The organism is Pseudomonas sp. WS 5071 (assembly GCF_012985765.1).
GTDB classification, from domain to species: domain Bacteria; phylum Pseudomonadota; class Gammaproteobacteria; order Pseudomonadales; family Pseudomonadaceae; genus Aquipseudomonas; species Aquipseudomonas lundensis_A.
In genome coordinates, this window is the sequence record NZ_JAAQWY010000005.1 from 62,639 (window position 1) to 85,203 (window position 22,565).

The 22,565-nt window shown below is 58.2% G+C and carries 23 protein-coding genes; 12 read left to right on the top strand and 11 right to left on the bottom strand.

Annotated elements, in window-relative coordinates; genetic code table 11:
- Positions 1–56: 56 nt before the first annotated feature.
- The 3 genes from HBN61_RS04340 to tldD are packed head-to-tail and all read left to right on the top strand — an operon-like array spanning position 57 to position 6,240.
- The gene (locus tag HBN61_RS04340) at positions 57–3,869 is read left to right on the top strand and encodes a YhdP family protein (RefSeq protein WP_083333249.1); all 3,813 of its coding nucleotides are present in this window, start codon (positions 57–59) and stop codon (positions 3,867–3,869) included.
- 20 nt (positions 3,870–3,889) lie between these two features.
- Complete coding sequence (locus tag HBN61_RS04345) at positions 3,890–4,738, top strand: carbon-nitrogen hydrolase family protein (RefSeq protein WP_083333250.1); 849 nt, start codon at positions 3,890–3,892, stop codon at positions 4,736–4,738.
- Between the two features lie 59 nt (positions 4,739–4,797).
- Positions 4,798–6,240, top strand: a complete 1,443-nt coding sequence (gene tldD / locus HBN61_RS04350) for a metalloprotease TldD (protein ID WP_170046233.1) — start codon at positions 4,798–4,800, stop codon at positions 6,238–6,240.
- A 44-nt stretch (positions 6,241–6,284) separates the two neighbouring features.
- Here the strand turns inward: tldD and yjgA are convergent, their stop codons facing one another.
- Positions 6,285–6,806 carry a ribosome biogenesis factor YjgA gene (gene yjgA, locus HBN61_RS04355; RefSeq protein ID WP_047273355.1) on the bottom strand — a complete coding sequence of 174 codons (522 nt, stop codon included), beginning with the start codon at positions 6,804–6,806 and terminating at the stop codon, positions 6,285–6,287.
- A 107-nt stretch (positions 6,807–6,913) separates the two neighbouring features.
- Here yjgA and pmbA point away from each other — a divergent pair, with 107 nt between their 5' ends.
- The 6 genes from pmbA (at position 6,914) to HBN61_RS04385 (ending at position 13,050) form a co-directional block, all read left to right on the top strand.
- Positions 6,914–8,260 carry a metalloprotease PmbA gene (gene pmbA / locus HBN61_RS04360; protein WP_047275412.1) on the top strand — a complete coding sequence of 449 codons (1,347 nt, stop codon included), beginning with the start codon at positions 6,914–6,916 and terminating at the stop codon, positions 8,258–8,260.
- A gap of 1,015 nt (positions 8,261–9,275) precedes the next feature.
- Positions 9,276–9,671, top strand: a complete 396-nt coding sequence (locus tag HBN61_RS04365) for a hypothetical protein (protein ID WP_047273459.1) — start codon at positions 9,276–9,278, stop codon at positions 9,669–9,671.
- The gene (locus HBN61_RS04370) at positions 9,664–11,040 is read left to right on the top strand and encodes a class II fumarate hydratase (RefSeq protein ID WP_047273357.1); all 1,377 of its coding nucleotides are present in this window, start codon (positions 9,664–9,666) and stop codon (positions 11,038–11,040) included. Before HBN61_RS04365 ends, HBN61_RS04370 begins: the two co-directional genes overlap by 8 nt.
- A gap of 27 nt (positions 11,041–11,067) precedes the next feature.
- Complete coding sequence (locus HBN61_RS04375) at positions 11,068–11,517, top strand: DUF2753 family protein (RefSeq protein ID WP_047273358.1); 450 nt, start codon at positions 11,068–11,070, stop codon at positions 11,515–11,517.
- 1 nt (position 11,518) lies between these two features.
- Entirely contained in the window at positions 11,519–12,130 is a 612-nt protein-coding gene (locus HBN61_RS04380; RefSeq protein WP_047273359.1) for a superoxide dismutase, read from the top strand.
- Between the two features lie 26 nt (positions 12,131–12,156).
- Positions 12,157–13,050 carry a ZIP family metal transporter gene (locus HBN61_RS04385; RefSeq protein ID WP_047273360.1) on the top strand — a complete coding sequence of 298 codons (894 nt, stop codon included), beginning with the start codon at positions 12,157–12,159 and terminating at the stop codon, positions 13,048–13,050.
- A 116-nt stretch (positions 13,051–13,166) separates the two neighbouring features.
- On the opposite strand, the gene HBN61_RS04390 is transcribed toward HBN61_RS04385, so the two are convergent.
- From HBN61_RS04390 to HBN61_RS04435, 10 genes are all read right to left on the bottom strand, one after another.
- Positions 13,167–13,439 (bottom strand): HPr family phosphocarrier protein, encoded by a 273-nt coding sequence (locus HBN61_RS04390; RefSeq protein WP_047273361.1) that lies wholly within the window; start codon positions 13,437–13,439, stop codon positions 13,167–13,169.
- Between the two features lie 16 nt (positions 13,440–13,455).
- Positions 13,456–14,313 carry an RNase adapter RapZ gene (gene rapZ / locus HBN61_RS04395; RefSeq protein ID WP_047273362.1) on the bottom strand — a complete coding sequence of 286 codons (858 nt, stop codon included), beginning with the start codon at positions 14,311–14,313 and terminating at the stop codon, positions 13,456–13,458.
- A 2-nt stretch (positions 14,314–14,315) separates the two neighbouring features.
- A complete protein-coding gene (gene ptsN, locus HBN61_RS04400) occupies positions 14,316–14,780 on the bottom strand; it encodes a PTS IIA-like nitrogen regulatory protein PtsN (protein ID WP_047273363.1) in 465 nt (154 codons plus the stop codon).
- Between the two features lie 12 nt (positions 14,781–14,792).
- Positions 14,793–15,107 (bottom strand): ribosome hibernation-promoting factor, HPF/YfiA family, encoded by a 315-nt coding sequence (gene hpf / locus HBN61_RS04405; RefSeq protein ID WP_047273364.1) that lies wholly within the window; start codon positions 15,105–15,107, stop codon positions 14,793–14,795.
- A gap of 75 nt (positions 15,108–15,182) precedes the next feature.
- Positions 15,183–16,679: an RNA polymerase factor sigma-54 gene (locus HBN61_RS04410; protein WP_047273365.1), complete on the bottom strand. Its 1,497-nt coding sequence runs from the start codon at positions 16,677–16,679 to the stop codon at positions 15,183–15,185.
- A 183-nt stretch (positions 16,680–16,862) separates the two neighbouring features.
- The gene (gene lptB / locus HBN61_RS04415) at positions 16,863–17,588 is read right to left on the bottom strand and encodes an LPS export ABC transporter ATP-binding protein (protein ID WP_047273366.1); all 726 of its coding nucleotides are present in this window, start codon (positions 17,586–17,588) and stop codon (positions 16,863–16,865) included.
- On the bottom strand, positions 17,588–18,130 hold the full coding sequence (gene lptA / locus HBN61_RS04420) for a lipopolysaccharide transport periplasmic protein LptA (protein WP_047273367.1): 543 nt from the start codon (positions 18,128–18,130) through the stop codon (positions 17,588–17,590). Before lptA ends, lptB begins: the two co-directional genes overlap by 1 nt.
- A complete protein-coding gene (gene lptC, locus HBN61_RS04425; RefSeq protein ID WP_047273368.1) occupies positions 18,117–18,689 on the bottom strand; it encodes an LPS export ABC transporter periplasmic protein LptC in 573 nt (190 codons plus the stop codon). Before lptC ends, lptA begins: the two co-directional genes overlap by 14 nt.
- Positions 18,690–18,697: 8 nt before the next feature.
- On the bottom strand, positions 18,698–19,222 hold the full coding sequence (locus HBN61_RS04430) for a KdsC family phosphatase (protein ID WP_047273369.1): 525 nt from the start codon (positions 19,220–19,222) through the stop codon (positions 18,698–18,700).
- Positions 19,222–20,196 (bottom strand): KpsF/GutQ family sugar-phosphate isomerase, encoded by a 975-nt coding sequence (locus HBN61_RS04435; protein ID WP_047273370.1) that lies wholly within the window; start codon positions 20,194–20,196, stop codon positions 19,222–19,224. Before HBN61_RS04435 ends, HBN61_RS04430 begins: the two co-directional genes overlap by 1 nt.
- Before the next feature lie 292 nt (positions 20,197–20,488).
- On the opposite strand from HBN61_RS04435, the gene HBN61_RS04440 reads away from it, so the two are divergent.
- Genes HBN61_RS04440 through mlaD form a run of 3 tightly spaced genes read left to right on the top strand, consistent with a single transcriptional unit; the run spans position 20,489 to position 22,562 of the window.
- On the top strand, positions 20,489–21,298 hold the full coding sequence (locus HBN61_RS04440; RefSeq protein ID WP_047273371.1) for an ATP-binding cassette domain-containing protein: 810 nt from the start codon (positions 20,489–20,491) through the stop codon (positions 21,296–21,298).
- Positions 21,298–22,095 (top strand): lipid asymmetry maintenance ABC transporter permease subunit MlaE, encoded by a 798-nt coding sequence (gene mlaE, locus HBN61_RS04445; protein ID WP_047273372.1) that lies wholly within the window; start codon positions 21,298–21,300, stop codon positions 22,093–22,095. The genes HBN61_RS04440 and mlaE overlap by 1 nt, the downstream gene beginning before the upstream one ends.
- The gene (gene mlaD, locus HBN61_RS04450) at positions 22,095–22,562 is read left to right on the top strand and encodes an outer membrane lipid asymmetry maintenance protein MlaD (RefSeq protein ID WP_170046234.1); all 468 of its coding nucleotides are present in this window, start codon (positions 22,095–22,097) and stop codon (positions 22,560–22,562) included. Before mlaE ends, mlaD begins: the two co-directional genes overlap by 1 nt.
- The last annotated feature ends 3 nt before the right edge of the window (positions 22,563–22,565 follow it).

Here is a 22,565-nt window from a genome sequence, read left to right on the forward strand (position 1 = left end):
TTTAAAAAGGGGGCTGCATTCAGCCCCTTCGATCATTACTGAAGGGGCCACCTGACATGGAGCGTCTGACACGCTTTTTTTCCGCGCTGACCCGCTGGGGATTAAGTCTTTGTGCGTTATTGCTGGTGCTGACGGCGCTCTACGTCAGCCTCGGGCGAGAACTCACGCCCCTGATTGCCGAATACCGCGCCGACGTGCAAACCAAGGCCCGCGATGCCTTGGGCATGCCATTGACCATCGGCAGCCTCGAAGGGCGCTGGCGCGGCATGGCGCCGGTGCTGCTGGCACATGACGTGATGGTGGGCGAAGGTCGCAGCGCCTTGCGCCTGGATGAAGTGCAAGTGGTGCCTGATGTCTGGGGCAGCGTGCTGGCCCGCGAAGTACGTATCGCCCACGTGCAGCTCAATGGCTTGCAACTGAGTGCGCGCCAGGACAAGGACGGGCACTGGACCCTCGAAGGTTTGCCAGTCCAGGACGACAAGCCTCTGGACCCCGAGCAGTTACTCAATCAGCTGCAAAAGGTTGCGCGTCTCTCCGTGCTCGACAGCCAGTTGACTCTGGAACCGTATAAAGAAGCGCCGATGACTCTGACGTATGTCGGCCTGACCCTCGACGTGGGGTCTTCCGATCAACGCCTGGATGCGCGGTTGACCTTACCCGATGGCCAGCCGGTTGCGCTGAGTGTCAAAAGCCAGATTCGCGCCAGCCAGTGGCGTGACGGCGCGGCGCAAGCGTATGTCAGCCTGCCGCAAAGTAATTGGGCCAAATGGCTGCCGTCCAGCATGACCCAAGGCTGGACCCTCAAGACACTCAAGGCCGGTGGTGAGTTCTGGTTCAATTGGGGCAACGGTACGGTGCAAAGCGCCACCGCCCGACTTAACGCCCCCACGTTCACCGGTGCCTACGCAGACCGCAAGCCAGCCACTATCGACAACCTGGCCTTGCATGCCTGGCTGGAACGCGGCGAGCAGGGTTACAACCTGGTGCTGGATTCCCTGGCCATGAGCCTGGGCGATACGCGCTGGGAAACCCGCGCGCAAGTGCAGCAGTTCAAGGGCACAGACACAGCGCAGGAGCGCTGGCACCTGCAAGCCGATCATGTGAACCTGAGCCCGATCACCCCCTTGCTGGACGCGCTGGCGCCGTGGCCGGAGGGCGTGGCCAAAGTGGTCGATCAACTCAAGGCGACTGGCACGCTGCGCAATGTGCTGGCTGATTTTCGCCCTCACGTGAGCGGCGATCAAAAGCTCAGTTTCGCGGCCAATCTGCAGCAAGTCGGTTTCAACGCTACCCACGGTGCACCTGCGGCGCGCAATGTCAGCGGCCTGATCAGCGGCGACCTGGGCAAGGGCGAGCTGCGGCTGGACAGCAAGGATTTCATGCTGCACCTGGACCCGATCTTCGCCAAACCCTGGCAGTACCAGCAGGCCAACGCCTTGCTGACCTGGACCCTGAGCAAAGACACCTTCACCCTCATCGCGCCCTACATCAAGGTGCTGGGCGAAGAGGGCAAGATCGCTGCCGACTTCCTGATCCGCATTCATCTGGACCATTCGCAGGAAGACTACATGGACCTGCGCGTCGGGCTGACCGACGGCGACGGCCGTTTCACCCCTAAATACCTGCCTGAAGTCTTGAGCCCGGCCCTGACTGAATGGCTCAGCACCGCCATCATCAAGGGTGATGTGGAGGAGGGCTTCTTCCAGTACCAGGGCTCGTTAAGCCATGATGCAGTCGCGGCCGCGCGCACCCTCAGCCTGTTTTTCAAGGTGCATGGCGCCGAGTTGGCCTTCCAGCCGGGCTGGCCCCATGTACGGAATGTATCGGGTGACGTCTTCATCGAGGACAGCGGCGTGCGGATCATGGCCAGCAAAGGCCAGTTGCTCGACACCGAGGTGCGTGATGTCGCAGTCAATATTCCCCACGTTCCCAGCGGCAAGGTCAGCCACTTGCTGTTGCAAGGGGACTTTGCAGGCGGTTTGGGCGACGGCCTGAAAATCCTTCAAGAAGCCCCCATCGGCACCGCTGACACCTTTGCCGGTTGGCAGGGTGATGGCCCGCTCACCGGGCGGGTCGACTTGGATATACCGCTTGAGCACAGCGTCGAACCGAACATCGTGGTGGATTTCAAAACCGACAAGGCGCGGCTCAAAATCAGCGAACCGGAGCTTGAACTGACGCAGCTCAAGGGTGATTTCCGCTTTGACAGTGCCAAAGGCCTGAGCGGCAAAGGCATCACCGCCCGCGCATTCGACCGGCCGGTCAACGCGCAGATTTTTGCCGACGGCAAACCGGGCCGCATCAGTACTCGCGTGGTTGCCAATGGCCAAATCGCCGTAAAAACCCTGACCAGCTGGCTGAAGTTCAACCAGCCGATTCCTGTTTCCGGCAACCTGCCCTATCAATTGCAACTGACGCTCGACGGCGCGGACAGCCAGTTGCGTGTCAATTCCAGCCTCAAAGGCGCGGCGATTGATTTGCCCGCACCGTTTGGCCTGGCAACCAATGAAAGCCGTGACAGCGTATTTCGCATGACCCTGCAGGGGGCCGAGAAGCGGTACTGGTTTGACTACGGCAACCTAGCGAGCCTGACGTTCGCCGCGCCGGACGGCAAGCTTGAGGCAGGCCGCGGCGAGTTGTACCTCGGCGCCGGAGCGGCCTCGTTGCCGACCAGCAAGGGCTTGCGTGTTCGCGGCGTACTCTCGGAACTGGACGTGGCGCCGTGGCAGGCAGTGGTGGAGCGTTATGCGGGCAAGGATGTGGGGGGCAGCGCACAGCAATTGCTCAGCAGTGCGGATTTCAAAATTGGCAAACTGATTGCCATGGGCACCCAGCTCGACCAGGTCCGCTTGCAGATGAACCGCTACCCGGCGTCGTGGGGGATGAAAATCGACAGCAAACAGGCAGTCGGCTCGGTCACGCTGCCTGATGCGAAACATGCCCCGATTGCCATCACCATGCAGATCGTTCGGCTGCCGGCGACCGACCCTAAAGCTGTGGCTGATGAGAATGCCCCTGACCCTTTGGCATCGGTTGACCCGCGTAAAATTCCGGCGATGGACATCATCATTCGCCAGCTCTACCAAGGCCCAGACCTGATCGGCGCCTGGTCGCTCAATGTGCGGCCCACCAATCGTGGCGTGTTGCTCAACAACCTCAACCTGGGGCTCAAAGGCCTGCTGCTTGAAGGTTCGGGCGGCTGGGAGGGTTTTGCTGGCGCCAGCAACAGTTGGTACAAGGGCCGCCTGGGCGGGCGGAATCTGGCGGACGTGCTGAAAAACTGGGGCTTCGCACCGAGCGTCACCAGTGACAACTTCCGACTGGACGTTGATGGCAACTGGCCAGGTTCACCGGCGTGGATTGGCCTCAAGCGCTTCAGCGGCACACTGGACGCGTCCTTGAACAAAGGCCAGTTTGTGGAGGTCGATGGCAGCGCGCAGGTGCTGCGCATTTTTGGGCTGCTGAACTTCAACTCCATCGGTCGACGCTTGCGCCTGGACTTCTCCGACCTGTTCGGCAAAGGATTGAGTTACGACCGCGTCAAAGGTCTGCTGCAAGCCAATCGCGGGGTGTACCGCGCGAACAAGCCCATCACCATGACCGGCCCTTCAAGCAACCTTGAGCTGAGCGGCACGCTGAACATGGTGACCGACCAAGTGGATGCGAATTTGCTGGTGACCTTGCCCGTGACCAATAACTTGCCGATCGCGGCTTTGCTGGTGGGCGCCCCGGCCGTCGGCGGTGCGTTGTTCCTGATCAACAAGTTGATCGGTGATCAGGTGTCGCGCTTTGCGAGTGTGCAATACAGCATCAAAGGGCCATGGCAGGATCCGAAGATCACCTTCGACAAGCCATTCGAGAAGAAGTAAGCGCGACCGAGGAGCAGGGCATGTCGTTAGCAGTGATTCAAATGGTCAGTCAAAGCGATGTGCTGGCCAACTTGGCTCAAGCCCGGCGTTTACTTGAAGACGCGGCAGCCGGTGGCGCGCAACTGGCCGTGCTGCCGGAGAACTTCGCGGCCATGGGGCGCCGGGACATGGCCGCCGTGGGGCGGGCCGAGGCGTTGGGCGAAGGTCCAATCCTGCCCTGGTTGAAACAGACCGCTTGCGACCTCAAGTTATGGGTGGTGGCGGGCACGTTGCCATTGCCGCCTGCCGGTCAGCCCGATGCCAAATCCCGTGCCTGTTCGCTGTTGATCAACGCAGACGGTGAACAGGTGGCGCGCTACGACAAGCTGCACTTGTTTGACGTAGACGTGTCTGACAATCGTGGCCGGTACCGTGAGTCTGACGACTATGCTCAAGGTGAGCAGGTGGTCGTGGCAGACACGCCGGTCGGCAAGTTGGGGATGACGGTATGTTATGACCTGCGCTTCCCCGAGCTGTACAGCGAGCTGCGTGCAGCCGGTGCCGAACTGATCAGCGCGCCGTCGGCTTTTACCGCTGTGACCGGAGCGGCGCATTGGGACATCCTGATCCGTGCCCGGGCCATTGAAACTCAATGTTACGTGTTGGCGGCGGCACAAGGTGGCGTACATCCGGGGCCACGTGAGACTTTCGGCCACGCGGCCATCATTGACCCCTGGGGCCGAGTGCTGGCTGAGCAGGCGCAAGGTGAGGGCGTATTGTTCGCCCCACGCGATGCAGCAGAACAAGCGGCCATCAGGGCACGCATGCCGGTGGTCAGCCACCGACGATTTTTTTCGCAGGGCGCACAGCGACCTGCCACGCAAGGCTAATTCAGGCCCATGGGTTCGGCACTCAAAGATGCTGAAGCACGGGCCAAGACGGAGTGAATATGAGCGAGTTGTTGACCTCAGTCAGCGAACACCTGTTGGCACCGGGCGGTGTCACCCTTGAGAGCCTGCAGACCGTGCTGGGTGACCTGGCCGGGCCGGGGATCGATGCGGCGGATTTGTACTTTCAGGGCCAGATTTCCGAATCCTGGGCACTGGAAGACGGCATCGTAAAAGAAGGCAGCTTCAATTTGGATCAAGGCGTAGGTGTACGCGCCCAGTCCGGCGAGAAAACCGGATTTGCCTACAGCAACGCCATCACCCTTGAGGCATTGGGGCTGGCCGCCCGTGCAGCGCGCTCGATCTCTCGGACCGGTCAGCACGGCACCGTTCAAGCCTTCACCACGCAGGATGTAGCGCAGTTGTATGCGCCGGACAACCCGCTGGAAGTCATCAGCCGTGCGCAAAAGGTCGAACTGCTCAAGCGCGTCGACGCCGCCACCCGCGCCCTCGACCCGCGCATTCAACAAGTCACCGTGAGCATGGCCGGGGTGTGGGAACGCATTCTGGTGGCTTCCACCGACGGCGGCCTGGCGGCCGATGTGCGGCCTTTGGTGCGCTTCAACGTGAGTGTCATCGTTGAGCAAAACGGTCGTCGTGAGCGGGGCGGACATGGCGGCGGCGGGCGTACGGATTACCGTTATTTCCTGACTGACGACCGCGCCATGGGCTATGCCCGCGAAGCCTTGCGTCAGGCGCTGGTCAACCTCGAAGCCTTACCGGCACCGGCCGGTACCCTGCCTGTCGTACTGGGTTCCGGTTGGTCGGGCGTGTTGCTGCACGAAGCCGTGGGCCATGGTCTGGAGGGGGATTTCAATCGCAAGGGCAGTTCAGCCTACAGCGGCCGCATGGGCGAGCGTGTGGCTTCGAGCTTGTGCACCATCGTCGATGACGGCACCTTGCCAGGGCGTCGCGGCTCGTTGAGCGTGGACGACGAAGGCACCCCGACCGAGTGCACGACGTTGATCGAAAACGGCGTACTCAAGGGTTACATGCAAGACAAACTGAATGCGCGCTTGATGGGCGTGGCCCGTACCGGTAACGGTCGTCGCGAATCCTATGCACATTTACCCATGCCACGCATGACCAACACCTACATGTTGGGCGGCGAAAGCGATCCGGCTGAGATCATTGCCTCGGTGAAAAAGGGCATCTACTGCGCCAATCTGGGCGGTGGTCAGGTCGACATCACCAGCGGCAAGTTCGTGTTTTCTACCAGCGAAGCGTATTTGATCGAAGACGGCAAAATCACCCGTCCGGTCAAGGGCGCGACCCTGATTGGCAACGGACCCGAAGCGATGAGCAAAGTGTCGATGGTCGGTAATGACCTGTCGCTGGACAGCGGTGTAGGGACATGTGGCAAGGACGGGCAGTCGGTGCCGGTGGGCGTCGGTCAGCCAACCTTGAAGATTGATGCAATTACAGTCGGCGGTACGGGCAGTTGACGGGCTGCGGGCGGGTTGCAGGGCAACCCGCCCGCGTACGGGACTTAACGCAAGCCGCGTTGAGTCTCGTCCAACCCACGAATGTACTTGAACAATTTGCGGCTGGAAGCCGGGGCCTTGTTATGAGCCAGTTCGTGTTTGGCCTGACGCACGATCGAACGCAATTGCTGACGATCGGCTTCGGGGAACTCGATGACAAATTTTTCCAGTACATCGTCATCGCCTTCGATCAGGCGATCACGCCAGCGCTCGAGGCCGTGGAAACGTTCGTTGTATTGGCGCGAAGAGGCATCCACTTGATCGAGCATCGCCAGAATTTCGTCGATCGGTTGATCGCGCATCAGCTTGCCGATGAACTGGATGTGCCGCTTACGGGCAATATGAGCCGTATGTTTTGAAGCATCTACCAGTGCCCGGCGCAAAGCGTCGGTCAAAGGCATTTTGTTCAGCAAGTCAGGCTTGAGCGTCGTCAGACGTTCGCCCAGATCAACCAGAGCATGAAGCTCGCGTTTGACCTGTGATTTGCTTTTTTCGCCGTCGAAGGCGTCGTCGTAAGAATCAACCATGGTGGCAGTCCGCAAAGAAACGCCGCCATGATAACCAGTCGGGGGCCGCTTGTCCGGCCCGGTCGCTCGGCGGCCCTTCCGAAAACAGAATTTGAGTGGAGAAAACCATGAGTGCAGTAGAAAGCGTCGGCCCGCAGGCCTTGCCGGCACTGCAAGAGCAAGTCGAGCACATTATTGCCGAAGCCAAGCGTCAGGGCGCCAGTGCCTGCGAAGTGGCCGTGTCGCTGGAGCAGGGCTTGTCGACTTCGGTGCGTCAGCGTGAGGTTGAGACCGTTGAGTTCAATCGCGATCAGGGCTTCGGTATCACCCTTTACGTGGGGCAACGCAAAGGTTCGGCGAGCACTTCGGCCACCGGTCCTGATGCGATTCGCGAAACGGTTGCTGCTGCGCTGGCGATTGCCAGCCATACGTCCGAGGACGAAAGTTCCGGCTTGGCTGACCCGCAGTTAATGGCCCGGGACCTGAAGGATTTCGATCTGTTCCACACGTGGGACATCACCCCCGAGCAAGCCATCGAAAAGGCACTGGCTTGCGAAGCGGCTGCTTTTGACGCCGACAGCCGCATTAAAAACGCCGACGGCACCACACTCAGCACCCATCAAGGCTGCCGCGTGTATGGCAACAGCAACGGGTTTATTGGAGGCTCGGCCTCTACACGCCACAGCCTGAGCTGCGTGATGATCGCCGAAGGCGACGGCCAGATGCAGCGCGATTACTGGTATGACGTGAACTGTCAGGGTGAGTTGCTGGCCGACGCTGCCGTCATCGGCCGACGGGCCGCGGAGCGTGCAGCTCGTCGTCTGGGCTCGCGCCCGGTGCCGACCTGCGAAGTGCCGGTGCTGTTTAGCGCCGAGCTGGCCGGAGGGCTGTTCGGCAGCTTTTTGGGCGCCATTTCGGGCGGCAACCTGTACCGCAAATCGTCGTTCCTGCTCGATGCCATGGGCCAGCAGATTTTCCCTGAATGGCTGACCCTGGACGAACGTCCGCACTTGATGCGTGCCATGGGCAGTTCGTCTTTCGACAACGATGGCCTGGCCACTTACGCCAAACCGTTCATCAAGGACGGCGAACTGGTGTCCTACATCCTCAGCACGTATTCCGGCCGCAAATTGGGCATGCCCAGCACGGCGAATGCGGGCGGCGTGCACAACCTGTTCGTGACCCATGGCGATGAAGACCAGGCTGCCTTGATTCGCCGCATGGGCCGCGGGTTGTTTGTGACGGAATTGATGGGCAGCGGCCTGAACATGGTCACAGGCGACTACTCACGGGGCGCGGCGGGTTTCTGGGTCGAAAACGGCGAAATCCAGTTCCCGGTGCAAGAGGTGACCATCGCCGGCAACATGCGCGATATGTTCAAACAGATCGTTGCCGTGGGCAATGACCTTGAGCTGCGCAGCAATATTCGCACCGGTTCTGTGTTGATTGAGCGGATGAAAATCGGCGGCAGCTGATTTCTCAACTGTTTTAAAAAGGCGTATCACGGTTCAAGTGATGCGCCTTTTTTTATGCAGGTGAGCCATTGCGTCAGTCACTAGGCCATCCCGCCGGCATACGTCCGCAGAGCGCATTTCCCTTATAGTGTGCTCCTAACTTGGCGAAGTGCATCAAGGGGCCACAGCTATAAAAATCGGATGTTAGTTCAGTATCAATTTTGCAAACCGGTAACATCAACGGGACGGGGAAAAAGACGAGCCACAGGCTTATCCCGCACCATTTGTGCCCCTCTCGTGGTTCGCGAGCCTGTTCAACCTGGCGAGGATCGCTTTTTGGCACAATGACCGAAGCGCCTATGCATCCGGTCAATACACTTGTCATTGCAATGCATGCAATAAATCGCTTCATGTTCAATGGCTTACTTCAATTGGTTCAATGTCGTTTTCAGCGTTCTGATCGTGACCCAATGCCCTTGGAATCAGGTTCTTGGGCAAGATGAAGGCTTGGCGTTATTCGAGCAGCTCCCTCTTCTAATCATCCGAAAAGCAATCATTGATGCGTCGCTTATCAGGAAGTGAGAAGGGTGGTTTACGCCAAGAGTTAGCAGGTTTGAGTCGGGTTGTTTGACCTGCGAGAACATGAGCTTATCCTTAAGCAAATATGAAGTTTAAATAAAATATCCTGCGTATCCGATAGGGCGTAGAGCCTGTTTGTTGGCGCAACTTAACATGTATTTGCATCTAAGTAAGTGGGTTTATTATTTAAAGAGAAATATCCACAAAGTGCGCAAGAAGTTGCGCACTACTATTCAGGGATTCAACTGACTCATTGCAGTCCGGTTTTTCGTGTTTAACCTGTGCTCGCGTTTTTGAACCTCATGGGGCCGAGTTTTGCGTGCAAACTGAGCGCCTGCGCTTCCCCGCCTTGAAAGCGTGACGGACGTTTTTGTCCGGGAGGTACCTCCTTTCGCAGGCTTGTTTTGATAATCAATATCGCTTAATAATGAATCTCATTATCGAGCGAGCCTGGATCATGAGTTCTGTGTTGCACGAAAGCCCTTATCAGGAAAGCTGGCGCTGGATGAGTCGCCAGATCCGCTGCGGGCTGGCGCCCGATGAGCCGCGCCTGATTGAGCATTATCTGGCCGAAGGCCGTTACCTGGCCTGTTGCACGTCAACGTCGTCCTGGACGATTGCCCTCACGTCGTTCCGGCTTTTGCTGGACACCGCCACCGATACGGCGCTGCCTTGGCACTGGCGCAGTATGTGCCTTGACCATGCGTGGCGACCGCTGCGTGACCTCGAAACCCAAGCCTTGTGCGGATGTCGACTCAAACGCTGGCAACGCTGTGCCTGGCAATTGGCGACCTGTGAACTTGAACCGTCCATTTCTTTAATCGAACTGATGCAAGGATTTCACGATGAGTAATACCCGTATCGAACGCGATAGCATGGGCGAACTGCACGTGCCTGAGGCCGCGTTGTATGGCGCGCAGACCCAGCGTGCGGTGGATAACTTTCCCGTCAGTCATCAGCGCATGCCGGCGCAATTCATTCGCGCCTTGATTCTGGCCAAAGCGGCAGCCGCCAAAGCCAACGTGGCGTTGGGGCAAATCTCGGACGCTCAGGGCAATGCCATTGTCGAAGCGACGCAGATCCTGCTGGCAGGCGATTTCATGGAGCACTTCCCGGTGGACATCTTCCAGACCGGTTCAGGCACCAGTTCCAACATGAACGCCAACGAAGTGATCGCCACCCTGGCCACCCGCGTGCTGGGCGAAACAATCAACCCGAACGATCACGTCAACTGCGGCCAAAGCAGCAACGACATCATCCCGACCTGCATTCACGTCAGCGCCGCCTTGGGCTTGCATGAGCGTCTTTTGCCAGCGCTGACGCATCTGGTGGAGACCATTGAACGCAAGGCTTTACAGGTCCACAGCCATGTCAAAACCGGACGCACCCACTTGATGGACGCGATGCCGGTGCGCATGAGTCAGGTGCTCAACGGCTGGGCGCAGCAGCTCAAGGCCAATATCGGGCATTTGCAGGACCTGCAACCTGCGCTGCAATCCCTGGCGCAGGGCGGCACGGCAGTCGGTACCGGGATCAACGCGCACCCGCAATTTGCCGCGCTGTTCAGTCAGCAACTGAGTGCCTTGACGCACGTGCAGTTCACGCCGGGTGAAGACCTGTTTGCCCTGATCGGCTCGCAGGACACTGCCGTCTCGGTATCGGGCCAGCTCAAGGCCACAGCCGTATCGCTGATGAAAATCGCCAACGACCTGCGCTGGATGAACTCCGGGCCGCTGGCGGGTTTGGGTGAAATTGAGCTGGAGGCGTTGCAGCCGGGTTCTTCGATCATGCCGGGCAAGGTCAATCCGGTGATCCCGGAAGCCACTGCCATGGTCGCTGCGCAAGTCATCGGCAATGACTCGGTGATTACGGTCGCGGGCCAGTCCGGCAACTTTGAGCTGAACGTGATGCTGCCGGTCATTGCCCAGAACCTGCTCAGTAGCATCGAGCTGTTGGCCAATGTCAGCCGTTTGCTGGCCGACAAGGCAATCGCCACGTTCAAGGTCAACGAAGTCAAGCTCAAGGAAGCGTTGTCGCGTAACCCCATTCTGGTGACGGCCCTGAACCCGATCATTGGCTATCAACAGGCCGCTGAAATCGCCAAGACCGCCTACAAACAAGGGCGCCCGGTGATTGACGTGGCGCTTGAGTTCACCGACCTGCCACGCAGCCAGCTTGAGGTTCTGCTGGACCCCGAGAAGCTGACCGCAGGCGGCGTCTAACCCCCCGACACTGCTTTGGAGGTGCACATGGAACACTGGAAACGCACGATCGAAAGAGCCAATCGCTGTTTCGCTGAAGGCGAGCTGGTGGATGCGCGCGAGCACTACTTGCAAGCGCTGGCGCTGGCTCAAGTGTTGTTTGAGCGCTGGAGTGATGCTGACGAAGCAGTGGCGGCCTGCGTGATTTCGCATCACAACCTGGCGGACGTGCATTTACGCCTTAATCAGCCGGAAGAGAGCGTTGAGTACTTATGCTCAATTCATCAGCGGTTGCTGCAAACCGTCCAGAACCCACGACTCAAGCCTGAGCTGCGAGAAGCCGCGCTGCGTCAGAGCAGTAAAACCTATGTCGAGTTATTGAATTTCATCAGTGAGCATGGCGAGTACCCGCGCTCAGACCTGTTGCTCAAGCGCAACGTTACTCAATCCAGCCACGCATTCTCAACGGTCAGCGGCCAACCTTCAGGAGTCCATTGATATGACGTACACCTTGCCTGCACTGCCTTACGCCTATGACGCACTTGAGCCACACATCGATGCGCAGACCATGGAGATCCATTACACCAAGCATCATCAGACGTACATCAACAACCTCAATGCTGCCGTAGAAGGCACGGAGTGGGCGCAATGGCCTGTGGAAAAGCTGGTGGCCAGTGTGCACCAGCTCCCTCAAAACCTGCGCGCAGCGGTTATCAATCAGGGCGGCGGCCACGCTAACCACTCGTTGTTCTGGGAGGTCATGAGCCCCAGCGGGGGTGGTAAACCCGATGGCGCGTTGGCAAAGGCCATGGATGAACAGTTGGGTGGGCTGCAAGCATTTAAGGACGCGTTTACCAAGGCTGCGCTGACCCGGTTTGGCAGTGGCTGGGCGTGGTTGAGCGTGACGCCGCACAAAACTCTGGTGATTGAAAGCAGTGGCAATCAGGACAGCCCGCTGATGAGCGGCAACACCCCGATTCTGGGACTGGATGTGTGGGAGCACGCGTATTACCTGCGTTACCAGAATCGACGGCCTGAATACATCAATGCGTTTTATAACGTGATTAATTGGCCAGAAGTAGCACGCCGCTACCAAGCAGCTATGGTCTAAGGCTACTCACAAGGATTCAGGCGGATATGGGCACGCAAATTCTGGCGGTCGGCGGCGTGCGAATGTTTCGCTATGCCCTCGGTACGCTGTTGCTGTTGGCGGGCACTGCGCTGTTGGTGGCCAAAGGATTGGTCTGGCTGGACCTCGAGCCCAAAATGCTCAGAGCCCTGCAAGGCGGGGCATTGTGTGCGCTGGGTACGGCGCTGGGTGCTGTGCCGGTACTGGTGATTCGCAACATGCCGGTGGCGGTCAGCGATACGTTGTTGGGCTTTGGTGCCGGGGTCATGTTGGCGGCCACGGCGTTTTCGCTGGTTGTGCCGGGCATTGCGGCGGCTGAAAGTCTGGGGTTGTCTGCGTGGGCATCCAGCGGGCTGGTGTGTGCGGGCATTCTGTTGGGCGCCCTGTGTTTGTTTCTGGTGGACCTGAAAGTGTCGGGTGCCGGGCCGGACGTTATTGTCAGCCGTCCGGGTGAGCCCGTCATAGCACCGCGCATTTGGCTGTTCGTCATTGCGATCGTGGCGCATAACATTCCGGAAGGTATGGCGGTGGGCGTTTCGGCGGGCGGCGGTATGCCGGACGCCGACAGCCTGGCGATGGGGATTGCGTTGCAGGATGTGCCGGAGGGGTTGGTCATTGCCTTGGTGCTGGCGGGTGCGGGCATGTCGCGGATCAGGGCGTTCTTGATTGGTGCCGCGTCCGGGCTGGTGGAGCCGGTATTCGCGATGTTGTGTGCCTGGCTGGTGAATTTGGCCGAGCTTCTATTGCCGCTGGGGCTGGCGCTGGCCGCGGGAGCGATGCTGCTTGTGGTGACGCAAGAGGTGATTCCGGAATCGCGGCGTAACGGTCACGAAAAACTGGCGAGCGTTGGGCTCTGCATCGGGTTCTGCGTGATGATGGTCATGGACACTGCGCTGGGGTAGAGCCATGCGGCGCAGTCAGGTTCGCTGTCTCGGTAGGTACGAGGCGGCGAAGGATTGCGCAGCAAGCCTGGGTCTGTGAGCTCTCAATCACGCCCTCGGCAACCTCGCGGTAGCCGTTATTCACCTTCATCAAAGAAGTTATTGATCAGGGCCACCAGTGCATCCATGGCTTCCTGCTCCTGTTCGCCTTCGGTCTTTAAATGAATGGTCGTACCTTTGCCCGCGGCAAGCATCATCATGGCCATGATGCTTTTGCCATCGACCATGGACTCCGGCGTACGGCCTGCTCGCACCTGACAAGGAAACCGACCTGCTACCCCGACGAACTTGGCAGATGCCCGAGCGTGCAAGCCCAATTTGTTGATGATTTCGATTTCCAGAGCAGGCATCGCGGGGTAGATCCTTTCAAGTAAGGTCGCGGTGGCGAACCTGGACGTTTTTCAGGGTTTCTTGCAGGCACTTGCCCAGTCGTTCGGTGAGGTACACAGAGCGGTGATGCCCGCCGGTGCAACCGATACCGATGGTCACATAAGCACGATTGCTCGCGGCAAAACGCGGCAGCCATTTAAGCAGGTAGCTGGAAATGTCCTGGAACATCTCTTCAACATCTGGCTGGGCAGCCAAATAATCGGCCACCGGTTGATCAAGCCCCGATTGCTCACGCAACTCGGGTTTCCAGTACGGGTTTGGCAGGCAGCGCACATCAAAGACCAGATCGGCATCCACCGGCATCCCGCGCTTGAAGCCAAACGACTCCACCAGAAAGGCCGTACCGGGTTCGGGTTTGTTCAGCAGGCGCAACTTGATGGTGTCGCGCAGTTGGTAGAGGTTCAGGTTGGTCGTGTTGATCGTGAGGTCTGCCAGATCAACGATGGGGCCAAGCAGTTTTGTTTCATCGCGGATGGCTTCTGCCAGCGAGCGACTGGCGCTGCTCAGCGGGTGCCTGCGGCGGGTCTCGGAGAAGCGCTTGAGCAGGGTTTCTTCGTCTGCGTCCAGGTACAACACGTCACACTGAATATGACGGTTGCGCACTTCTTCGAGCAATTGTGGAAAGCGCGATAAATGGCTGGGCAAGTTACGCGCATCAATCGAGACCGCCACCAGCGGCTGTGCGAGTTCAGTGTGAATCAACGCACGCTCGGCCAGCTCGGGAAGCAAGCCTGCGGGCAGGTTGTCGATGCAATAGAAACCGTTGTCTTCGAGGACGGCGAGGGCGGTGCTTTTACCGGAGCCGGAGCGTCCGCTGACAATGACTAAGCGCATGATTAATGACCGTTCTGTACGTCCAGAACAACCTGATACAGCGCTTCGTTGCTTTGTGCACTGCGCAGTTTTTCCCGCACGTCTTTGCGATCGAGCATGCTGGCGATCTGCCTGAGCAGCTCCAGGTGTGCATCGGTGGCCGCTTCTGGCACCAGCAATACGAACAACAGGTCGACCGGCGCGCCATCGATGGCGTCGAAATCTATAGGGGCGTCAAGGTGGAGCAGGGCGCTCACAGGCGCCTCGCAGCCTTTGAGGCGACAGTGGGGGATAGCAATGCCGTTACCAAAACCGGTTGAACCCAGTTTTTCACGGGCAATCAGACTTTCATAAACATCCTGCATGTCGAGACCAGGCACTTCTCGGCTGATCAGGTTGGCAATGTATTCAAGGGCTTTCTTTTTGCTGCCGCCCGGCACGTTCACGTGGGAACGGCCGGGGGTCAGGATGTTTTCAAGTCGAATCATGGGTATGGGGTTTTAACGACCGGTCGCGCCTTGCAGCTGGCTGAGGGTCTTTTCCTTTTGCTTTTTCAGTTGGCGATCAAGCTTGTCGGCGAGCAGGTCGATAGCGGCATACATGTCGGTATGCTCAGCATTTGCGACAACTTCCCCTGGCCCTACGGGTATGTGCAGGGTCGCTTCGATTTTGTGGAGCAGCTTTTCTACGGTAAGAATCACACTCACGTTAGTGATTTTGTCGAAGTGACGCTCCAGCCGGTCCAGTTTTTCGCCGATGTAAGTGCGCAGCGGTTCGGTCACTTCCAGATGCTGTCCACTGATGTTGACTTGCATATAGTTTCTCCTTCGATGCCATTACATAAAGCGGCAGGCTGGCAAGCCTGCCACTGAAACGCAGTGGCCCGTTGCTTACATCAAACGCTTACGCTCGCTAGACGGCGCAATCCCAAGGGATTCGCGGTACTTGGCGACCGTGCGACGGGCTACCTGAATACCTTGTGCCTCCAGTAAACCAGCGATCTTACTGTCACTCAACGGCTTTTTCTGATTTTCAGCCGCGACCAGTTTTTTGATGATCGCGCGGATCGCCGTGGACGAGCATTCACCGCCTTCGGAGGTGCTTACATGGCTGGAGAAAAAGTACTTGAGTTCATAGATACCGCGCGGGGTATGCATGAATTTCTGGGTGGTTACCCGTGAAATGGTCGATTCGTGCATGCCGACGGCTTCTGCAATGTCATGCAACACAAGCGGCTTCATGGCTTCATCGCCGTATTCCAGAAACCCGCGCTGATGTTCGACAATTTGTGTCGCCACTTTCATCAGGGTTTCGTTGCGGCTTTGCAGGCTTTTGATGAACCAGCGCGCTTCTTGCAGCTGGTTGCGCATGAAGGTGTTATCGGCACTGGTGTCGGCGCGTCGCACGAAACCCGCGTATTGGGCATTGACCCGCAGGCGCGGTACCGATTCCTGATTGAGTTCTACCAGCCAGCGTTCGTTGTCCTTGCGTACGATGACGTCCGGTACAACGTATTCAGGCTCAGTGGACTCGATTTGCGAACCTGGACGCGGATTAAGGCTTTGTACCAGCTCGATGACCTGGCGCAGCTCGTCTTCCTTGAGCTTCATGCGGCGCATCAGCTGGCTGTAGTCGCGGGCGCCCAGCAGATCGATGTGGTCCGTTACCAACCGCTTGGCGTCGTCGAGCCAAGGCGTAGTTGCAGGCAATTGGCGCAGCTGCAACAACAGGCATTCGCCCAGATTGCGTGCGCCGATGCCGGCCGGTTCGAATTGCTGGATACGGTGCAGGACGGCTTCGATTTCATCGAGCTCAATGTCCAGTTCCGGGTCAAAGGCTTCGAGAATTTCTTCGAGGGTTTCGTCGAGGTAGCCCTGCGTGTTAATGCAGTCGATGAGGGTCACGCCAATGAGCCGGTCGGTGTCCGACATGGGCGCCAGATTCAACTGCCAGAGTAAATGGCTTTGCAGGCTTTCACCGGCCGACGTGCGTGTAGTGAAATCCCACTCGTCATCGTCGTTGCTGGGCAGGCTGCTGGCACTGGTCTGGTAAACGTCTTCCCAGGCCGTATCGACGGGCAGCTCGTTGGGAATGCGATCGTTCCATTCACCTTCCTCCAGGTTATCCACAGTGGTTGCGGACTCCTGTTGATAGGAGGGTTCTTGAATTTCGCTGGCGGGTTTTTGCTCAATGTTGTCGGCCAAGGGGTCCGAATTGTCGAAGTCTTCGCCTTCTTCCTGGCGTTCGAGCATCGGGTTGGATTCCAGGGCCTCCTGGATTTCCTGTTGCAGGTCCAGGGTCGACAATTGGAGCAGGCGTATGGCTTGTTGCAGCTGAGGTGTCATTGTCAGCTGCTGGCCCATTCTCAGGACTAGCGATGGTTTCATGGCAGGGGCTTAACACCTTATTCGCCGGCGCGCATGGCGCCATCCACTACAAGGGCGCGTGAGCGCCAAACATAAGCAAATTATATGCCTGAAACCGTAGCGTTTGCCTAGAGGCGTTTACAATTCGTCAGGCTGGCCGGAGCAAATTGAAAACACCTTCAAGGCATGTACAAGCGTAAGGGCTTACAAGCGGAACTCATTGCCCAGATACACTTCTCTCACCAATTTGTTGGCCAGAATCGTTTCAGCGTCGCCTTCAGCAATCAGTTGTCCGTCATTTACGATGTAGGCAGTTTCGCAAATATCGAGTGTTTCACGAACGTTGTGATCGGTGATCAGCACGCCAATGCCTTTGGCCTTGAGGTGGTGAATGATCTGCTTGATGTCGCCCACGGAGATGGGGTCAACACCGGCAAAGGGTTCATCGAGCAGAATGAACTTGGGGGCGGTAGCCAGTGCGCGGGCGATTTCCACCCGGCGGCGCTCGCCACCCGACAGGCTCATGCCCAGGTTGTCGCGGATATGGTTGATGTGGAATTCCTGTAATAGGCTTTCCAGCTCCTTGCGACGACCTGCTTTGTCGAGCTCCTTGCGTGTCTCGAGAATCGCCATGATGTTATCGGCGACCGAGAGCTTGCGGAAAATCGAGGCTTCCTGCGGCAGATAACCGATACCGGCGCGTGCGCGGCCGTGCATGGGTTGGTGGCTGACATCCAGGTCGTCGATCAGCACGCGACCCTGGTCAGCCTGCACCAGGCCCACAATCATGTAAAAGCAGGTGGTCTTGCCGGCGCCGTTAGGGCCGAGCAGGCCCACGATCTGCCCGCTGTCGATCGACAGGCTGACATCGCGCACCACCTGACGGCTCTTGTAGCTTTTAGCCAAATGCTGGGCTTTAAGAGTTGCCATTACTTGGCCTTCGCGTCAGTTTTTTTCTTCGGCTGGATCACCATGTCGATGCGCGGACGAGGAGCAGTCACGCTGCTACCGTTGGCGCGACCGGCGTTGGCCACTTGCTTGACCGTGTCGTAGACGATTTTCTCGCCTTCAGTGGTATTGCCGTCGTTGATCACTTTGGCCTTGTCGATCAGGACGATGCGGTTTTGCGGTGCATGGTACTGAATGGTCACTGCGTAGGCTTTGACCGGAACCGGGTCAGTGGCTTTTTGCAGTTGTTCGAAGTAGGCCAGATTGCCGATCGAGGTCACGACGTCAATTTCGCCAGCCGCGTTGCGGGTGATCGTGACGGTATTGCCGGTAATTTTCATCGAGCCTTGCGTGATGATGACGTCGCCCTTGTAGGTTGCGACGCCTTTCTTGTCATCCAGCTGCGCTTCGTTGGCCTGAATACGGATAGGCTGTTCGGTGTCGTTCGGCAGAGCCCAGGCGCTCACGCTTCCCAGTGCTGCGCTCAAGCTGAGCAATAAAGGGAGGGTTTTAACGAGACTCATACTGTCCTCTTACGTTGGACAGCAGGTCCATCCTGCCGTCTTTCAAATATGCTTTCATTCCCTTGGCAGTGGTCACACCGCCAGCGCCGTCGATTCTAACGGCTTGCTCGGTCTGCGCATATTGCTTCTGTGGGAATACTGTCATGCGTGAGCTGGTGATAATCAGCTCACGGTTGCGTTCGTCGGTGCGGGCGACACGTACCGAGTCGATCAGCTCGACCTCCGTGCCGTCCGGGTTGACCTCGCCGCGCTCACTTTGAACATGCCACGGGAACGTGGTTCCGCGGTACATCTGCAGGTCCGGGTTGGTCAGCAGCGTCACTTCGGAAGCCTTGAGGTGTTCAACCTTGTCGGACGTCATTTCATATTGCAGCTTGCCGTCCGGCAAATACTGAAGGCTGTGGGCGTTGATGGCGTAATAGTCGATCGCGTGCTCATCCACCGCCACGGCAGGTTTGTCGAGGAAGCGTTCCGGGCTGATATTCCAGTAGCCCACGGCTGCAAACAGCGCCGCAATGACACCGAATAACAGGAAGTTGCGAATTTTTTTACTCAGCATAGAAAGCTCTATAAGTAGGCCGCGTGAGCGGCATCCAGACGGCCTTGGGCGCGCAGGATCAGTTCGCAGAATTCACGTGCGGCGCCTTCACCGCCGCGTGCCTGGGTAATACCGTGGGCGTGCTCGCGTACGAAACTGGCGGCATTGGCCACAGCCATGCCCAGGCCTACGCGACGGATAACCGGTAAATCCGGCAGGTCGTCGCCCAGATAGGCAACCTGTTCATAGCTTAGGTTGAGTTGGCCGAGAAGCTCGTCCAATACCACCAATTTATCTTCTCGACCCTGATACAGGTGCGCGATACCCAGGTTTTGCGCGCGACGCTCAACGACCGGAGTCTTGCGACCACTGATGATTGCCGTCTGAACGCCGGCTGCCATCAGCATCTTGATGCCCTGGCCGTCGAGGGTATTGAAGGTCTTGAACTCGCTGCCGTCTTCAAGGAAGTACAGCCGGCCATCAGTCAGTACACCGTCAACGTCGAAAACGGCGAGCTTGATGGCTTTGCCGCGTTTGAGCAAATCGTTGGTCATTACATCACTCCTGCGCGCAACAAATCGTGCATGTTCAAGGCACCGACTGGGCGGTCGTCCTTGTCGACGACAACCAGCGCGCTGATTTTATGGTCTTCCATGATTTTAAGGGCCTCGGCGGCGAGCATGTCGGCGCGGGCTGTTTTGCCGTGAGGTGTCATCACCGTATCGATAGTCGCGTTGCGGATATCGATTTCGCGATCCAGCGTGCGGCGCAAGTCGCCGTCGGTGAAGATCCCGGCCAGTGTGCCGTCCGCTTCAGTGACAACGGTCATGCCCAGCCCTTTATGGGTCATCTCCATCAGGGCGTCCCTGAGCAGCGTGCCGCGTACCACTTGAGGCAGTTCATCACCCGAGTGCATGACATTTTCAACTTTAAGCAGCAAGCGGCGACCCAGTGCACCGCCAGGGTGCGAGAAGGCGAAATCCTCAGCCGTGAACCCGCGGGCTTCGAGCAAGGCAATGGCCAGCGCATCGCCCAGTACCAGCGTGGCCGTGGTCGATGACGTAGGCGCCAGGTTCAATGGGCAGGCTTCTTGGGCCACGCGGGCATCCAGGCTAACGTCGGCAGCCTTGGCCAGCGGGGACTCGGGATTGCCAGTCATGCTGATGAGCTGGATGCCGAGGCGTTTGATAAGAGGGAGCAATGTGACGATCTCGGCGGTGGAGCCCGAGTTCGACAGCGCGAGGATGATGTCGTCGCGGGTAATCATGCCCATGTCGCCGTGGCTGGCTTCGGCCGGGTGAACAAAGAAAGCCGTGGTGCCGGTGCTGGCCAGGGTGGCGGCGATTTTATTGCCGATATGCCCGGACTTGCCCATGCCGACTACGACGACTCGACCCTTGCTCGCTAGAATCATCTCGCAAGCGCGTACGAAATCAGCGTCGATCCGGGGCAGTAAATCTTCTACGGCTTCCAGTTCGAGGCGGATGGTGCGTTGTGCAGATTGAATCAGGTCGCTGGATTGGCTCATGTTTGAAGTCGGGTAGCCTGAGAAAAGGCGGCGATTATAGCGGTTCTGAGCAATTCCCTCACGTGTGTTCGTCATGCTTTGTTGTCTCATGCAACAAAGCTCTACTGGACTTTAGGATGATTTACTCATTTTTCACTGTCCTTAACCTGAATGGGCACTCCTTCGGCCTTTGGCGGTCAGTAACAGCAGTGATATAGTTCGCCGCCAGTTCGGCCCGCTCAAGGAACGCGCGCTTCCTGAAAAGAAGCTTGATGTCCGGTTAGAGGCAGAGGCTGCATCGCAAGGAGTTTAGATGAGTGCCGATAACGCCTACGCGGTCGAGCTGAAGGGAGTTTCCTTCAAGCGCGGTTCGCGCAGCATTTTCAATAACGTCGATATTCGTATCCCGCGTGGCAAAGTCACGGGGATCATGGGTCCGTCCGGCTGCGGCAAGACCACCCTGTTGCGCTTGATGGGCATGCAACTGCGTCCCAGCAACGGCGAAGTGTGGGTCAACGGCCAGAACCTGCCGACCCTGTCGCGCAGCGATCTGTTCGACGCGCGCAAGCATATGGGCGTGCTGTTTCAGAGCGGCGCCCTGTTTACCGATCTGGATGTATTCGAAAACGTTGCCTTCCCGCTGCGCGTGCATACCGAGCTGCCGGAAGAAATGATCCGCGACATCGTGCTGCTCAAGTTGCAGGCGGTCGGGTTGCGCGGAGCCATTGACCTGATGCCGGACGAGCTGTCTGGCGGTATGAAACGCCGTGTGGCGCTGGCTCGTGCCATCGCGCTGGACCCGCAAATCCTGATGTACGACGAACCGTTTGTCGGCCAGGACCCCATTGCCATGGGGGTGCTGGTGCGTCTCATCCGTCTGCTGAATGACGCATTGGGCATCACCAGCATTGTGGTTTCTCACGATTTGGCCGAAACAGCGAGCATTGCCGACTATTTATACGTAGTGGGCGATGGTCAGGTGCTGGGGCAGGGTACGCCGCAAGAGTTGATGAATGCCGATAACCCGCGCATCCGTCAGTTCATGACTGGCGATCCCGACGGTCCGGTTCCGTTTCACTTTCCGGCGTCGGACTACCGAACCGATCTTCTGGGGAAGCGCTGATGCGCAAACAATCAATGTTGGACCGCGTCGGATTGTTCGGCCGGGCCGGGATCGACATGGTCTCGGTACTGGGGCGTTCGACGATTTTCCTGTTTCACGCATTGCTGGGGCGCGGCGGAATCGGCGGCGGGTTTGGGCTGTTGCTCAAGCAACTGCATTCCGTGGGTGTCATGTCGCTGGTCATCATCGTGGTTTCCGGCGTCTTCATCGGCATGGTGCTGGCGCTGCAAGGCTTCAGCATCCTGTCCAGCTATGGCTCGGAGCAGGCGGTGGGGCAGATGGTGGCCCTGACCCTGTTGCGTGAGCTGGGGCCGGTGGTGACCGCGCTGCTGTTCGCCGGTCGGGCCGGGTCTGCACTGACCGCTGAAATCGGCAACATGAAATCGACCGAGCAACTGTCCAGCCTGGAAATGATTGGTGTCGATCCGCTGAAATACATCATTGCGCCGCGGATGTGGGCCGGGTTCATTTCTCTGCCTGTGCTGGCCATGATTTTCAGCGTGGTCGGGATTTGGGGCGGTTCGTGGGTGGCGGTGGACTGGCTGGGCGTCTATGACGGCTCCTACTGGGCCAATATGCAGAACAGCGTGACCTTCACCGGTGACGTGCTTAACGGGATCATCAAAAGCATCGTTTTTGCCTTTGTAGTGACCTGGATTGCCGTGTTTCAAGGTTATGACTGCGAGCCCACTTCAGAGGGGATCAGCCGTGCCACTACCAAGACCGTGGTGTATGCCTCATTGGCTGTACTCGGGCTGGACTTTATTTTGACCGCCTTGATGTTTGGAGATTTCTGATGCAAAACCGCACCATGGAAATCGGTGTCGGCCTGTTCCTGCTGGCTGGCATCCTGGCTTTGCTGTTGCTCGCCCTACGGGTCAGTGGACTGTCCCCGACCGCCAGCAGTGACACCTACAAGCTGTATGCCTACTTCGACAATATTGCCGGCCTGACCGTGCGCGCCAAGGTGTCCATGGCGGGCGTCACCATCGGCAAGGTGACCGCGATCGACCTGGACCGTGACAACTTCACGGCCCGCGTCACGCTGCAGATCGAAAAAGAAGTGGATAACCTGCCGGTGGATTCGACAGCGTCTATTCTCACGGCAGGCCTGCTGGGTGAGAAATACATCGGTATTAGCGTGGGCGGGGAGGATGAGCTGCTCAAGAACGGCGGAACTATTCACGACACCCAGTCGTCACTGGTTCTGGAAGACCTGATCGGCAAGTTCCTGCTCAATACCGTTAGCAAAGACGCCAAATAAGGA